Source organism: Francisella frigiditurris (genome assembly GCF_001880225.1).
In the GTDB taxonomy this organism is placed as follows: Bacteria; Pseudomonadota; Gammaproteobacteria; order Francisellales; family Francisellaceae; genus Francisella; species Francisella frigiditurris.
In genome coordinates this window covers 323824-338272 of the sequence record NZ_CP009654.1, presented here as the reverse complement: position 1 = coordinate 338272, position 14449 = coordinate 323824, and the positions used below count along the sequence as shown (strand labels likewise).

Genomic DNA, 14449 nt, shown 5'->3' with positions numbered 1-14449 from the left:
TCATTTAAGTAGCAGTATATAACCATTATAAAAGAGATAAAGCAATAAATAACAGCGTGTTATATGTTAAAATTAATATATAAAGCTTATAGGTAATGTCTAGTCGTATGCATGAATTTTCTTTATGTCAGAATATAGCAAATATAGTTATAGATAATGCTCAAAAAGAAGATAGGCTAGTTAAAGAAATAGTTTTAAAAGTTGGTGAGCTTGCTGGTGTAGATGTAGAGTCTTTAAGTTTTTGGTTTCCTGTAGCTGTAAAAGATACTGATATAAAGGATGCTAAATTAAGACTAGTGCATCAGAAAGGCGAAGCGCAGTGTAATAATTGTTCAGAAATATATGGTTTATCTCAGCTATATCAGTCGTGTCCTAAATGTGAAAGTTATGATAAAAAAATCTTAAAAGGGCAAGAGCTATTAGTTGAGTCAATAATTTATAAATAAGAGGGGTGTAATATGTGTACAACTTGTGGTTGCGGTACGAATGATACTCATCATGATCACGATCATCACCATCATAATCATGATCATCATCATGGGCATGATATAGCAAAGCTAGAAAAATCAATACTTGATGAAAATGATAAGTATGCACAGAGTAATAGAGAGTATTTAGCTAATTACAATAGTCTAGCAATTAACTTTGTTTCTAGTCCTGGGTCAGGTAAAACATCTCTACTAGAGAAAACAATCGTAAAATTAAAAGATAGCTTCCCCGTGGTGGTTATAGAGGGAGATCAGCATACACAGATTGATGCAGATAGGATAAGAAAAGCTGGAGCTCAGGCATATCAGATAAATACGGGCAAAGCATGCCACCTTGATGCGCATATGGTTGGTCATGCATTTGAGCATTTGGATATTGCAGATAATGGGTTTGTGATGATTGAAAATGTTGGGAATCTGATTTGCCCAGCGATGTTTGATTTAGGTGAAAAGCATCGTGTGGCTATTATCTCCACTACTGAAGGGGCTGATAAGCCTTTAAAATATCCAGATATGTTCTTTTATGCGGATACGGTAATAATAAATAAGATTGATCTATCGCCGTATGTTGATTTTGATATTGATGCATGTGAGGCAAATATAAGAAAGATTCGACTAGATGCAAAGATCTTTAAACTTTCTGTGAAAACAGAAGAGGGTTTTGATAGCTGGTTGGATTGGTTGAAGTCTTTAAAATAGAAATAAGTAGGTGAAATATGAAAACACTAGAACAAGGACAATTAGCTCCAAATTTTAAACTAGAAAATCAAAATAATGAAGAAGTGTCTCTAAGCGACTTTAAAGGTAAAAAGAATGTATTAATTTACTTCTACCCTAAAGCGATGACTCCTGGTTGTACAGTCCAATCTATAGGTTTAAGTGGTATCAGTAAAAAGCTAGAAAAGCTTAATACTGTAGTTCTTGGCATTAGTCCAGATGCACCAAAGCGTTTAAAAAAGTTTGAAGAAAGAGATAACTTGTCAATACAACTACTAAGTGATGAAGATCATAAAGTAGCAGAGCTATATGGTGTATGGGGTGAGAAGAAGTTTATGGGTAAAGTATATGATGGTATCCATAGAATCAGCTTTTTTATTAATAAAGAAGGCAAAATACAACATGTGTTTGATAAGTTTAAAACGAAAGATCATCATGAGATTGTATTAGACTATATTGAAAATTTATAAAGGTTTGTAGTCTTAAAATTAAAGAAAATACTTAATGAGCTATGTAACAAAAATTCTCGTCAATGGTACAGTCCAAGGGGTTGGATTTAGACCCTTTATATATGCTTTAGCTAAAGAGTTGGGTTTATATGGCTCGGTGCAGAACACTCCAAATGGTGTCGAGATAATTCTACAATGTGATGAGAGTATTGCAGATGTTTTCATAACTGAGATGAAAGCTAAACTACCACCTCTAGCTAATATAGAAACTGTTGAGAAGATAGTTTGCCAAACTGAAAGTAATTTTACAGATTTTAATATTTTAGAAACTCAACAAGGTGGCGCTAATACTAAAATTCCAGCCGATACAGCTATTTGTGATTCGTGTTTAGATGATGTTTTTAATCCGCAAAGTCGCTATTACTTATATCCATATACAAGCTGTACTCATTGTGGTCCAAGATATAGTGTTATCGAAGATTTACCATATGATAGAGTAAATACTACTTATATTGATTTTCCACTTTGTAATGACTGTCAAAAAGCTTATGGAGATCCTGCAGATAGAAGGTTTCATGCTCAAGCTATAGCATGTGAAAAGTGTGGTCCTGAATTATCAAGCTCATTTGCTGATATTGCACTGGCGATGAACTCATCAAAAATAGTAGCTCTAAAAAGTCAAAATGGTTTTCGCTTAGTAGTGAATGCTTTTGATAATGAGGCTGTACAAAATTTAAGGTTGAGAAAACATCGACCAAATAAGCCTTTTGCTCTGATGTCTTTAAATACTGAGAGTATAAAGAAATATGCTTCTATGAATGATGTTGAGCAGAATTTACTAGAATCTCAAGAAAGACCTATTGTTATATTAGAAGATAAAAAGAATTCTAAACTTAGTGAGCAAATAGCGCCAAATTTAAATAAACTAGGGTTTATGCTTCCAACAACAGGGATGGATTATTTACTTTTTTATAATCTTCTAGGTAGACCAAAGGGAATTGATTGGTTAAAAGAGGCAAATAATATAGTCCTTGTGGTTACTAGTGCAAACATTTCAGGCGATAGTATTATTGCTGAAAATGAAGAAGCTATGCAAAAGCTTAAAGGTATTGCGGATATTGTAATTACAGATAACCGTAGAATAGCTATGAAAAGTGATGATAGCGTATTACATGTAGTAGCTAATAAACCGTTGATGATTAGAAGAGCGAGAGGATTTGTTCCAAAGGCTATAAAGCTATCAGAAAACTTAGATAATGTTTTAGCAACTGGGACATTCTTAAAAAATACTTTTTGTTTAGTTAATGGTTCACAAGCTTATTTATCGCAATATATCGGAAATATGGCTAGCCAAGACAATATAGATTATTATCATCAAGTTTTAACTCATTATCAGAAGCTATTTAATACAGATATAAAGGCTGTAGCTTGTGATATGCATCCAGATATTTATACTACGCAATTTGCTCAAAGCTTTGATTTACCAATATATAAAATACAGCATCATCAAGCTCATTTAGCAGCAGTAATAGCAGAGCATAATATTCAAGGTCAGGCAATAGGTTTAGTTTTAGATGGTTTTGGCTTGGGTGAGGATGGTGTTGCTAGAGGCGGAGAGTTATATTCTTGTGATATCGATAATATAAGTTTCAAAAGAGTGGGTGAGTTAGCTCCTGTACCATATTTAGGTGGAGATAATGTAGCAAAAGAGCCGTGGAGAATAGCTTTAGCATTGTGTAAGTTTTATAATATAAGTATACCCACTAGCATTAAAAAGTATAAAGGTTCAGAAGCCTTGGAAAAAGCCCTTGTTAGTAATCATGATAGCTTACCAGTAACTACGAGTATGGGACGTATTTTTGATGCTGTATCTAGCTTATTAGATATTTGTCATATAAATACTTATGAAGCAGAGGCGGCAATGCGCTTGGAAGCATTAGCATCAGAGCCTGTATGTAAAAAAGAGTTAGTTAGTATAACTAAGGATAATAAACTGGATTTATCCCTTTTAATAAAAGAAGTTTTACAGGTAGGAGACAAAGCTCAGGCGAGTAATTTATGGCATGGGACATTGGCGCTTGCTATGGCTGAATGGATAGCTAGAGCTAGTAACGAGCAGAGAACATCTACAGTAATTTTAAGTGGTGGATGTTTTCAAAATAAAATATTGTTGAGCCAAGTAATGAAATATCTAGAGCTACTGAATTTAAAGGTCTACATATCTGAAAAAGTACCAGTTAATGACGGTGGAGTTAGTTTAGGGCAAGCATGGTTGGCAGCTAAACTTTTACAAAAGGAAAACAAATTATGTGCTTAGCGATTCCAGCAAAGATTATAGAGCTTAAAGAAGATAACAAAGCTATGGTGAACGTTGGTGGGGTGCATAAAGAAATCTCTTTAGCCATAATGCCAGATAAAGTAGATATAGGCGACTTTGTGATTATGCATGTCGGTTTTGCTTTAAGTAAATTAGACCAAGAAGTTGCAAGACAAACATTGGCGGATTTTGAAGAAATGCTTGCTAAGGAGTAGGTATAATATGGATTATATTAAAGAGTTTCGAGATCCTAAAGTTGCTGCAAGTTTATTGGCACAAATAAAAGTAGAGGTTAATCCAGAAACTAATTATAATCTTATGGAATTTTGTGGTGGGCATACTCATGCTTTACACCGTTATGGAATACCTGGTTTATTACCAAAAAATATCAAAATGATACATGGACCTGGTTGTCCAGTTTGTGTATTACCTATAGCAAGAGTCGATCAAGCAATATTCTTAGCTAGTCAAGAGGATGTTATATTTTGCAGTTATGCTGATATGCTAAGAGTTCCAGGAAGTCATCAAGATAGTTTGATAAAGGCCAAAGCAAGAGGCGCTGATATCAGAATGATTTATTCTGTAGAGGATGCCTTAAAATTAGCAGAAGAGAATAAAACTAAGAAAGTGATATTTTTTGCTATAGGCTTTGAAACTACAACTCCACCTACTGCAGTAGCAATAGATGTGGCGATTAAGAAAAATTTAGATAATTTTTATATATTTTGTAATCATGTACTAACTCCAGTTGCGATGGAGGCAATACTAACAGAAGACGTAAAAATAGATGGTTTTATAGGACCGTCTCATGTGAGTGTTGTCATAGGAAGTAATGCCTATCATAAAGTAGCTAAGCAATATAATAAACCAATAGTTATCGCAGGTTTTGAGCCTCTAGATGTTTTACAATCAATCTTAATGCTTGTAAAAATGATTAACAAAAATGAAATAGGTGTTGAAAACCAGTATACAAGAGCAGTTGTTCCTGATGGAAATATATTAGCTCAAGCTTTGATATCTAAATACTTACAAGTTAGAAAAGATTTTGAATGGCGAGGGTTGGGTAGTATTGCTAATAGTGCTATGGAGCTAAAGCCAGAATTTTCTAGATTTGATACAGAAATTGTCTTTGATATTCCTAAGGTTGCGGGGCTAGAGCATAAAGAGTGTGCCTGTCCAGATATTATCAGAGGCTTAAAAGAGCCAAAAGATTGTAAGCTATTTGGTGTAGTTTGTACGCCAGAGCAGCCTATGGGGGCTTGTATGGTGTCATCAGAGGGTGCTTGTGCAGCACATTATCAATATGGAGGATAGTTGTGGCTGTAAAGTTGAATTTTAAAAGTGGAGTTGTAGATCTATCAATGGGATCTGGTGGGAGATCTACTCATAAATTGATTGAGCAGTTGATGAAAAAATATTTTGATAATGAGTATTTGGGTCAATCAGAAGATCAGGCTATATTGCCACAGATAAATGGTAGAGTTGCAATGACTACAGATAGCTATGTAATAACTCCATATATCTTCCCTGGTGGTAATATAGGCGAGCTAGCTGTGAATGGAACTATAAATGATCTTGCAGTTGGTGGGGCTAAGCCTTTATATATATCTGTTGGATTGATTTTAGAAGAGGGATTGCCTCTAAAAGATTTAAAAGAGATTGTTATCTCTATGGCAAAAGCTGCAGAAAATGCTGGAGTATTTCTAGTAACAGGAGATACAAAAGTAGTAGAGAAAGGTAAGGGAGATGGGATTTTTATAAATACTACAGGTATAGGTGTGGTAAATGAGAATTTCGTTACACGAGAAATATTGGCTCCTGGGGATAAAATAATTATAAATGGATCAATTGGTGATCATGGTGTAGCAGTTATGTCAAAAAGACCAGGATTGAGCTTTGATTGTGATGTTAAAAGTGATACAGCTTCGCTAAGTGATCTTATAGATTCATTATATAAAAATGACTGTAGTATAAAAGCTATGCGTGATCCTACACGCGGTGGGATTGGAGCTACACTAAATGAGTGGGCTGATAAATATAAGATTGGTATAAATATACAAGAAGAATTATTGCCTATTTCAGAAGAGGTGAGTTCAGCTTGTGAATTGTTGGGGTTAGATCCTCTATTTATCGCTAATGAGGGTAAAGTTTTGATTGCTTGTAAATCAGACCAAGCAGAGAGGATTTTAAATTGTCTTAAGAAGCACCCTTTGGGTAGGCAAGCACAAATTATAGCGACTGTTGAAGAGGCGGACTCTCAAGTAGTTATGACGACAGCTTTTGGTGGAAGAAGACGAGTGGATTGGTTAAGTGGCGAACAGCTACCTAGGATTTGTTAGGAGGAAATTATGAGTCACTATTATTTTTTAGCACATGAGAAGCTAGATGACTTAATAGGCTATTTTAATAAACAAGGGTATCAGGTGAAGGCACCAGCCGTAAGGGATGATGCTATTGTTTATGATGATATTGATAGCGCTAAAGAGCTACCGTGGGGATATGTTGATGAACAATCACCGGCTCACTACAAGGTGAGTAAAACAGATAGAAAAGAGGCTTTTGCTTGGAGTGTGCCAGTACAATCAGTCAAGCCAATGCTTTTTGAAGAGAAAGAGCCTCTATGGAAAGTGACGCGTGATGATAATGGAAAGTTAGCTTTTAAGCAGTGTTTGAGTAATAAAAAATATGCTGTACTGGGTGTAAGACCTTGTGATTTAAGAGCTATAGAAATTCAAGATAGAGTATTTATAGAGAATGCTTATCAAGATGTGCGCTATAAAGCTAGAAGAGAAGAGATGTTTATAGTTGCTGCAAATTGTACAACAGCTCACAGTAACTGTTTTTGTATCTCTTTAGGCGATGGACCCTATGCAGATAAAGGTTTTGACTTGGCAATGATAGAAGTTGAGGGCGGTTTTGTTGTTGAGTCTGGCAGTGATAAGGGTAGAGATGCTGTTCTAAACTTACAGTTGTTACCAGCTACAGGAGCTCAGACTTATAAAGCAGAACAAAGGGTAAAAGCCGTATACTCAATGCAGGAAAAAAGTATCCCACCTATTGCTACAGTTGAAAAAGCTTTATTCGAAGCACATGACCATCCTCAGTGGGATGATGTTGCAGAAAGATGTTTATCTTGTGGTAGTTGCACTCAGGCTTGTCCAACATGTTTCTGTCATACAGAAAAAGAAGCTCCATCATTAGATGGTAAAGAAAGTGTACATACTAGAGAGTGGGATTCTTGTTTTGGTTTAGATCATAGTTATACTCATGGAGAGCTATATAGAGAAGAGCCAAAGCATCGTTATCGCCAATGGTTAACGCATAAGTTCTCTACGTGGCAAGAACAGTTTAGAACAAAAGGATGTGTTGGTTGTGGTCGCTGTATAACTTGGTGTCCTGTCAAAATTGATGTGACTGAAGAAATTAACACTATCTGTGGAGGGAAATAATCATGATTTATCCGCAAGATGCATATCTACCACATGAGGCAGAAATTATAGAATTTATCCAAGATGCGCCAGATATTTTTACATTAAGGTTGCAGTTTGTTGATGAAGATTTGCGTAAAACTTATCAGTTTCAACCAGGTCAATTTAATATGCTCTATTTGTATGGGGTAGGAGAAGTAGCGATCTCAATAGTAAATGATAGAGATTTTAAAACTGATGTCTTTGAACATACTATACAGGTTGTTGGTCGAGTTACAAAAGGCATGGCTAAGCTAAAAGCTGGTGAAAGGATTGGTGTGAGAGGCCCTTATGGTAGCTCTTGGCCAGTTGAACAAGCAAAAGGTAAAGATGTAGTGATAATGACTGGAGGCTTGGGAAATGCTCCACTAGTTGCTGCTACTGAAGAGATATTAAAAGATCGTAATGCTTATGGTAAAGTCTATGTGGTGCAAGGGATTCGCCATTCGGATGGACTAATTTATCAAGATAAATATACACGCTGGAATAATCAGCCAAATACAGAAGTTCTATTAGTAGCAACAGAGGGCGAAGCTCATGGTCCATGGAAATGGTATAAGGGTTTTGTTACAGCAGCAGTAGAGGATCTAAATCTAGATTATAAAAACACTTATGTTATGAGTGTTGGTCCTGAGATTATGATGAAAAATGTAGCCAAATCATTCGCTGATGTAGGGGTTCCTGAGGAGCAAATATTTGTTAGTTTAGAAAGAAGTATGAAATGTGCTATAGGTCATTGTGGTCATTGCCAAATGGGTAAAGAGTTTGTGTGTAAGGATGGCGCGGTATATGCATATCCTGCTGTTAAAGAATTATTATCGATAAAAGGAGTGTAGTCATGTCAGCTCAAGATAAATTAGCAACGATATCTCCTAGACCAAAAATTGCGGTACATAAATTTAGCTCATGTGATGGTTGTCAATTAGCATTGCTAAATGATGCTGGTTCAGTATTGATTTTGTCACAAATGGTCGATATCGTGCATTTTGCAGAGGCTGGACCGCTAGATGAATTTGCAGACGTCGACATAGCATTTATTGAAGGTAGTGTTAATACAAAGCATGACATTCATCGTCTAGAAAAAATTAGAGAGAAATCTAAATATTTGGTTTGTATAGGTGCTTGTGCTTTAACAGGAGGTGTTCAGTCTCTAAGAAACTATACTGACGCAAAAGAGTTACTTAGATGGCAGCATGATGTTTATCCTCAAGCAACTCAAGTAATCATAGATGAAGATTTACCAACTGCGAAAGCTATCAAAGAATATGTTAACGTTGATTTTGAAATTTCAGGGTGCCCAATCAATACGGCTCAAATTTTAAAAGCAATTAGACAATTGCTATTTGGCGTAGAGCCTGAAAAAGTGGTTGATCCTGTTTGTACTACTTGTAAACATGCGGGGGTTGCATGTGTTATGGTTACAAAAGGTGAGCCTTGTCTTGGACCTGTAACGGCAGATGGCTGTGATGCAATTTGCCCTAAACTTGGTAGAGCATGTTATGGTTGTTATGGAACTTCTAAGTATGGAAACCTTAAAGCTATGACTAGTAAGTTAAAAGAATTAGGTTTATCAGATAAGCAAATTCAAGATAAATACAGATTTATAAATAGCCAAGCTGAGCTATTTAAAGGAGTATAGTTATGTCACAAGAAACTATAATTGAAGTCCCTATATTGGCTCGTGTAGAGGGAGAAGGTGCTTTAGATCTAAGAATTAAAGACGGTAAAGTTGATAAATGTGAATTGAGAGTTTATGAGCCACCTCGTTATTTTGAGAAATTCCTAGAAGGAAGAGAGCCAAATGCTGTGATCGATGCGGTGGCTCGTATATGTGGTATATGCCCTTTAGCATACCAAGCAGGGTTTTCTAGAGCTTATGAAAGAGCTTTTGATATTACATTGACTCCGTGGATTGAGGAAATGAGGCTTTTAATGTTTTTAGGTGAATGGATAGAGTCGCACTACTTACATGTTCACCTTTTAGCAGCTCCTGATTTTTTAGGATATAGATCAGCAATTGAAATGGCTAAAGACTATCCATTAGAGGTTACACGAGGTGTGAAACTACAACATTTAGGTAATGAAATTCTTAAACTTTTAGGTGGACGTTCTGTACATCCAAATGGTATGAAAGTGGGTGGATTTTATAAAGCTCCATTAGTTAAAGATGTAAAGGCTTTAATACCAAAATTACAAGATGCTTTAAAAGATGCTAAGGATATTATTAATTGGGTTTCTACACTAGATTTTCCAGAGCAAGAGATACCTTTTAAAATGGTAAGTCTAAGACATGAGTCAGAGTATCCAGTATTTTCTAATTATGTGACAACAAGTGATGGTGAATATTTCCATATAGATGATTATGATGATCATTTTAGAGAGTTTCATGCGCCTCAATCTACAGCATTACACTCAACGACTCATGATGGTCAGCCAATATTGCTTGGCCCACTGTCTAGATTAAATCTGAATTTTGATAGACTTCCAAAAGAGATACAAGACATAGCAAATGCAACAGGTGTGAAATGGCCAAGTAGAAATATGTTTCATTCTGTAATCGCAAGATCTATAGAGGGGTATTGGGCTATCCAAAGAGCGCTTAAGATCTGTGAGAATTATACATATCCAGAAAAGCCAGATGTTGAGTATACTACAAAAGCAGCTGATGCATGGGGCGCTGTTGAAGCTCCTAGAGGAATACAAATAGATCATATAAAAGTTGATGAAAATGGCTTAGCTGAGAAGATTAGAATTTCTGCGCCAACTTCACAGAACTTGCCTTGTATGGAAGCAAATTTAGTTATGTCTCTAGAAGCTTTTGGTTTAGATAAGCCAAAAGATGAGTTAAGGCTACATGCTGAAATGGTTGTACGAAATTATGACCCTTGTATTTCTTGTTCAGCACATTTTCTAACTTTAAATCTTGAAGAGGTTTAAGTTTTCTTATGATTTCTAAGGTGTCGACAAAGCTATTTTTTGTTTTAATATCTTTAATAGGGGTGGTTTTCTTATTTACTGTTTCTAGTAATGTAGGTATTTTAGGAACAATAGCTATCGCTTTTATGCTAGGTCTAAGGCACGGGTTTGATGCAGATCACATAGTGGCTATAGATAATGTGACTAGGCAGTTAGTTAATGAGAATAAAGCTAGTTTTAAGACGGGATTATTTTTTGCTCTTGGTCATTCAACAATAGTTTTTTTGTTAACACTATTTATAGCTTTAGGTTTTAGTTTTTCTCATATGGAAAATGCTAGCTTTTTAAATATTGGGGCTGTGTTTGGTACCCTTATGTCTGTTTGCTTTTTATTTATAACAGGCAGTATGAGCCTTATTTCTTTGACAAAATTGATTTCTGCAGACTCATCAGAAGTTCACGGACATCAGCATCAAGCAACATCTTTATTATCTAAATTATTTAGACCAATTGTCAAAACTATTGATAGACCGTATAAGATGTATTTTGTTGGGTTTTTATTTGGTTTGGGGTTTGATACTGCAACAGAGGTTGCTCTTTTAGGAATGGCAGCTGTTAGCGCGATTAATAATTTATCTATATGGTATATTATGCTTTTACCTATAGCTTTTGCTACGGGAATGATTATTGTTGATTCAGTGGATGCAGCAATGATGTCAAAAGTTTTGAACTTAAATATCAAAGAGAATAAATATAAGAACTATAACATTATCGTTCTATGTATAGTTGTTGTGGCAGCTTATATTATTGCATTGGTAGAAATGTTTAGCCTATTTAGTGTTGATTCTGTCAAAGTGAATGAAATCTTAGGTTTCTTTGATGAAAACTCTTCAGCTATAGGTTTATCAATAGTAATTATATTCTTGATCTTGTTCTTTATGAAAATAAGTTATCAAAAGGTTAAGCACTAGTTAGATGATGTTTTTTGCTTTTATATTAATATTTATCTTAGTAAGTATAGTAAGTTTAAAAACACAGAGAAAAACAAGCTCATCACAAACATACTTTGTTGCAAATAAAGAGATTGGGATGTTTGCACTTATTGCCACACTTGTGATGACTGAATTAAATACATCAACGCTATTGGGCTTTACATCCTTAGGTGCTCTTTATGGTAGTTCAGCAGTCTCTTTAGTGTTAGTATTTTTAGTAGGTTTACTGTTTTATGCTATTAGTGTTGCAAAAAAGTGGAAAGGGTTTGATGGGGTATCAGTAACTACTTTCTTTAAAAGAAGATATAACGATACTATAGGCTATATTGCAGCTAGTATTTTACTTGTGGCGATGATTGGCTTTAGTGCTAATTATATAAAGTCACTGACACTTATTTTTATGCCTCTTTTACCTAGTTTAAATGAATGGGTCTTGAGTGGTATTTTTTGTATTGTAATGTTGGTTATTAGCCTAAGAGGCGGTATTAGAACAATTATTCGTTTAGATGTATTAAGCTTTTTAATAACTATAATTGTGGTGCCGTTATGGTTATATTATGCGGTATCTTTTGAGCAGACATCAGATGCTATTGTTCATACAGAGAGTTTTTCTACTTCGGTGTTAATATCTTTAGTTATCATAACAATGTTTACTTATATTCTTGCACCGTGGTATGGTCAGAAAATGTTTACAGCTAAAACCACAAAGGTAGCATTTCTATCAGTTATAGTTGCCGCTATATTAATAACTGTAATCTATGGGATAGCTATTTTATCGGTTAGTTTAGTGGCTAAGAAGATTGCTATAAACATTCAGCCGCAAGAAGTTTTTCCTTATTTGATTAATCATCAATTACCAAAATTCTTACAAGGCATAACTTACGCAGTTTTATTCTTTATAGCTACTACTACGATTGTGGGAATATGGAATACTATCAGTTCTATTGTTATTGCACATAACCATAAGGCTATTCACAACACCTCGCTAAAAAGGAGTATATTTATTACTCTTGGAGTAGCTTTATTAACATATCTTTTAGCAAATCTTTTTATTGATCAAATCTTTGAGAAAATGGTTTTGATGAATATTCCTATTTCAGCTTTAGCCTTTTCATTATTAGGAGGATTCTTTTGGAAGAGGGTTAATGTATTAGCAAGCTTGATTAGTATTGTGGTAGGTCTAGCTGGAGGAGTTTTTTGCTATTTCTATTTTGGCGAGCAAAATTATATGTGGTACTGGGCGATGTATGTTATCCCAAGTAGTTTTCTAAGTGGAGTTGTTTTTACATTTATAGGACAGCCCTTTTTTAATAAGGAGCATATTTAATGGGTAGGGTACTTATTTTAGGGATAGGCTCACCATTTGCAGATGACCAATTTGGTTGGCTAGTAGCAGATCAGTTGGTACAAGAGTTAGAATCTTGTAATGATTTGGTTATTGAAAGTGTAGATAGGCCCGGTTTAAATTTGTTGAACTATCTAAATAATGACTATGAAAGAATTCTTTTAGTAGATGCGGTATATGCAAAAACAAAGCCTGGAACTTTTTATCATTTTAAAGCGGAGCAAATATTGAGTTTTGATGGGTTTCTATCATCTCATAGCATTGGTGTTGCACCATCATTAGCTTTAGCACAGGCTTTAAGTATGAATATTAATAACGTTGAGTTTTTTGGGGTAGAAATAGAGAGGATTCATCAAAAAGATGAGGAGATTTCTGAGGTAGTAAAAGAAGCTATACCATCTATGGCTACTCTTATTAAAGAGAAGCTTGGCAAATAAAGTCTTAGGCGATGAAGACCTTGCCAAAAATATAAAAATAGTGTATTTTCTTAGCTTACAGTTTAGTATTCTAAATGTATCTTACTTGGTAATAAAGTAAGATGTTTTATAAAAAAAGAATTAATTAGGCAAATAAATTATGTACAAAATTGTTTTAACTATAGACATTATTGCTGCAATTGCGATTGTTGCGCTAGTATTATTACAACAAGGAAAGGGCGCGAATATGGGCGTTTCTTTTGGCGCTGGTTCATCAAATACTGTATTTGGTAGTAAAGGTGCAGCATCGTTTTTATTTAAACTAACAATATTTTTCACAGCTTTATTTTTTGTATGTAGTCTTGGGTTAGGTTATTTAGGGAAAAGCTCTAAAGCAGAAGCACCTGTAGATGATGCTGGTCAAATAGCTTCACAATATGACTATAGCCAATATCAAGACAAATATGGTCAACAGGATGCAACAAAAGCTCCTGCTGCAAAAGCTTCAGACAAAAAGGCTGACTCATCATCTAAATAATTTTCTGCACTGGTGGTGGAATTGGTAGACACGCCATCTTGAGGGGGTGGTGTCCGCAGGACGTGCGAGTTCGAGTCTCGCTCAGTGCACCAGACATATGTTTTATCTAATTTCATATTGTCTCATTAACCCCTGAAAATAAAGGCTTTCATAAATATTTTGTTGTCATGTAGTCTTACTGTGTTTCATATAATCTCTTGATAATTTACATACCTATTTACATACTTTTTTATATGATTAGGTGGCTTTGTATAATATGGGTATGTAAATTATGGCTAAAACCATTGTAAATTCTAAGGTTAGAGGTCTTTAAATTTGGGAGTTGTCAGTTTGATCCCCGCTTATGCAAAGTTATTCAGTCTCAACAATAAACGGACAATCGACATGTTCAGTGAACTGGCATTGGAAGTTTTTTAGATAAGCATTTATATTTTCATTGATTATGAACTTGGTTTGATTAGGTTTATGATTTGAACTAGCTTCAATAGTATGATCTTCTACATTTGAGTAGTAGACACAAATCAAATCACAAGTACCATCTTTACAATTTGCTAATGTGGCCCCTTTGAATAGTTGAGGAGATTCTGGAAATCCAGATGGATTTTTATCAAAGCCTACCCATGTATGTTTAATATTATAATAATTAGTAGTTGCTACAAGCTGATTATTTTCTTGTTTGAAATCTTCTGATGCAGGACAGAAATATCTACTAGCAAAAGCACTAGCTTGTGAAATTGTAAGCAATAGAATAATTGCTGTAAAAAGTCTTGACATAGCGTGCAAAATTATTGTTTAAATTTGAAT

Annotated in this window: 16 protein-coding genes and 1 tRNA gene; 16 read left to right on the top strand and 1 reads right to left on the bottom strand. The window is 34.8% G+C overall.

Annotated elements, in window-relative coordinates; genetic code table 11:
* The first annotated feature begins 95 nt into the window (after window positions 1-95).
* The 16 genes from hypA (at window position 96) to KX01_RS01690 (ending at window position 13737) form a co-directional block, all read left to right on the top strand.
* Window positions 96-446 (top strand): hydrogenase maturation nickel metallochaperone HypA, encoded by a 351-nt coding sequence (hypA, locus tag KX01_RS01765; RefSeq protein WP_156860360.1) that lies wholly within the window; start codon window positions 96-98, stop codon window positions 444-446.
* Between the two features lie 12 nt (window positions 447-458).
* Window positions 459-1187 (top strand): hydrogenase nickel incorporation protein HypB, encoded by a 729-nt coding sequence (hypB, locus tag KX01_RS01760; RefSeq protein ID WP_071663361.1) that lies wholly within the window; start codon window positions 459-461, stop codon window positions 1185-1187.
* A 17-nt stretch (window positions 1188-1204) separates the two neighbouring features.
* Entirely contained in the window at window positions 1205-1675 is a 471-nt protein-coding gene (gene bcp, locus KX01_RS01755; RefSeq protein WP_071663360.1) for a thioredoxin-dependent thiol peroxidase, read from the top strand.
* A 34-nt stretch (window positions 1676-1709) separates the two neighbouring features.
* Window positions 1710-3971, top strand: a complete 2262-nt coding sequence (hypF, locus tag KX01_RS01750; protein ID WP_071663359.1) for a carbamoyltransferase HypF — start codon at window positions 1710-1712, stop codon at window positions 3969-3971.
* Window positions 3962-4186, top strand: a complete 225-nt coding sequence (locus tag KX01_RS01745; RefSeq protein WP_071663358.1) for a HypC/HybG/HupF family hydrogenase formation chaperone — start codon at window positions 3962-3964, stop codon at window positions 4184-4186. Before hypF ends, KX01_RS01745 begins: the two co-directional genes overlap by 10 nt.
* A gap of 7 nt (window positions 4187-4193) precedes the next feature.
* Window positions 4194-5285: a hydrogenase formation protein HypD gene (hypD, locus tag KX01_RS01740; protein WP_071663357.1), complete on the top strand. Its 1092-nt coding sequence runs from the start codon at window positions 4194-4196 to the stop codon at window positions 5283-5285.
* A 2-nt stretch (window positions 5286-5287) separates the two neighbouring features.
* Window positions 5288-6310: a hydrogenase expression/formation protein HypE gene (hypE, locus tag KX01_RS01735; protein ID WP_071663356.1), complete on the top strand. Its 1023-nt coding sequence runs from the start codon at window positions 5288-5290 to the stop codon at window positions 6308-6310.
* 9 nt (window positions 6311-6319) lie between these two features.
* Window positions 6320-7420 carry a 4Fe-4S dicluster domain-containing protein gene (locus KX01_RS01730; protein ID WP_071663355.1) on the top strand — a complete coding sequence of 367 codons (1101 nt, stop codon included), beginning with the start codon at window positions 6320-6322 and terminating at the stop codon, window positions 7418-7420.
* Window positions 7421-7422: 2 nt separating this feature from the next.
* Complete coding sequence (locus KX01_RS01725) at window positions 7423-8274, top strand: FAD/NAD(P)-binding protein (protein WP_071663354.1); 852 nt, start codon at window positions 7423-7425, stop codon at window positions 8272-8274.
* Window positions 8275-8276: 2 nt separating this feature from the next.
* A complete protein-coding gene (locus KX01_RS01720) occupies window positions 8277-9077 on the top strand; it encodes an NADH-quinone oxidoreductase subunit B family protein (protein ID WP_071663353.1) in 801 nt (266 codons plus the stop codon).
* 2 nt (window positions 9078-9079) lie between these two features.
* Window positions 9080-10375 (top strand): Ni/Fe hydrogenase subunit alpha, encoded by a 1296-nt coding sequence (locus KX01_RS01715; protein WP_071663352.1) that lies wholly within the window; start codon window positions 9080-9082, stop codon window positions 10373-10375.
* An 8-nt stretch (window positions 10376-10383) separates the two neighbouring features.
* The gene (locus KX01_RS01710; RefSeq protein ID WP_071663351.1) at window positions 10384-11325 is read left to right on the top strand and encodes a HoxN/HupN/NixA family nickel/cobalt transporter; all 942 of its coding nucleotides are present in this window, start codon (window positions 10384-10386) and stop codon (window positions 11323-11325) included.
* 4 nt (window positions 11326-11329) lie between these two features.
* Window positions 11330-12673, top strand: coding sequence for a sodium:solute symporter family protein (locus KX01_RS01705; RefSeq protein WP_083578883.1), 1344 nt, complete (start codon window positions 11330-11332; stop codon window positions 12671-12673).
* Entirely contained in the window at window positions 12673-13128 is a 456-nt protein-coding gene (locus KX01_RS01700; protein ID WP_071663350.1) for a hydrogenase maturation protease, read from the top strand. The genes KX01_RS01705 and KX01_RS01700 overlap by 1 nt, the downstream gene beginning before the upstream one ends.
* A gap of 139 nt (window positions 13129-13267) precedes the next feature.
* Window positions 13268-13645 carry a preprotein translocase subunit SecG gene (secG, locus tag KX01_RS09590; RefSeq protein WP_071663349.1) on the top strand — a complete coding sequence of 126 codons (378 nt, stop codon included), beginning with the start codon at window positions 13268-13270 and terminating at the stop codon, window positions 13643-13645.
* A 6-nt stretch (window positions 13646-13651) separates the two neighbouring features.
* Window positions 13652-13737: transfer RNA gene (locus KX01_RS01690), tRNA-Leu, on the top strand.
* Window positions 13738-13996: 259 nt separating this feature from the next.
* Here KX01_RS01690 and KX01_RS01685 read toward each other — a convergent pair.
* Window positions 13997-14419 carry a hypothetical protein gene (locus KX01_RS01685; protein ID WP_071663348.1) on the bottom strand — a complete coding sequence of 141 codons (423 nt, stop codon included), beginning with the start codon at window positions 14417-14419 and terminating at the stop codon, window positions 13997-13999.
* Between the last annotated feature and the right edge of the window lie 30 nt (window positions 14420-14449).

Bases quoted from the DNA above. Each gene is read 5' to 3' on its own strand.
- KX01_RS01685 (WP_071663348.1), bottom strand. From the start codon at position 14,419: ATGTCAAGACTTTTTACAGCAATTATTCTATTGCTTACAATTTCACAA.
- KX01_RS01700 (WP_071663350.1), top strand. From the start codon at position 12,673: ATGGGTAGGGTACTTATTTTAGGGATAGGCTCACCATTTGCAGATGAC.
- KX01_RS01745 (WP_071663358.1), top strand. From the start codon at position 3,962: ATGTGCTTAGCGATTCCAGCAAAGATTATAGAGCTTAAAGAAGATAAC.
- bcp (WP_071663360.1), top strand. From the start codon at position 1,205: ATGAAAACACTAGAACAAGGACAATTAGCTCCAAATTTTAAACTAGAA.
- KX01_RS01710 (WP_071663351.1), top strand. From the start codon at position 10,384: ATGATTTCTAAGGTGTCGACAAAGCTATTTTTTGTTTTAATATCTTTA.
- KX01_RS01720 (WP_071663353.1), top strand. From the start codon at position 8,277: ATGTCAGCTCAAGATAAATTAGCAACGATATCTCCTAGACCAAAAATT.
- secG (WP_071663349.1), top strand. From the start codon at position 13,268: ATGTACAAAATTGTTTTAACTATAGACATTATTGCTGCAATTGCGATT.
- KX01_RS01705 (WP_083578883.1), top strand. From the start codon at position 11,330: ATGATGTTTTTTGCTTTTATATTAATATTTATCTTAGTAAGTATAGTA.
- hypB (WP_071663361.1), top strand. From the start codon at position 459: ATGTGTACAACTTGTGGTTGCGGTACGAATGATACTCATCATGATCAC.
- KX01_RS01715 (WP_071663352.1), top strand. From the start codon at position 9,080: ATGTCACAAGAAACTATAATTGAAGTCCCTATATTGGCTCGTGTAGAG.
- hypF (WP_071663359.1), top strand. From the start codon at position 1,710: ATGAGCTATGTAACAAAAATTCTCGTCAATGGTACAGTCCAAGGGGTT.
- hypD (WP_071663357.1), top strand. From the start codon at position 4,194: ATGGATTATATTAAAGAGTTTCGAGATCCTAAAGTTGCTGCAAGTTTA.
- KX01_RS01730 (WP_071663355.1), top strand. From the start codon at position 6,320: ATGAGTCACTATTATTTTTTAGCACATGAGAAGCTAGATGACTTAATA.
- hypA (WP_156860360.1), top strand. From the start codon at position 96: ATGTCTAGTCGTATGCATGAATTTTCTTTATGTCAGAATATAGCAAAT.
- KX01_RS01725 (WP_071663354.1), top strand. From the start codon at position 7,423: ATGATTTATCCGCAAGATGCATATCTACCACATGAGGCAGAAATTATA.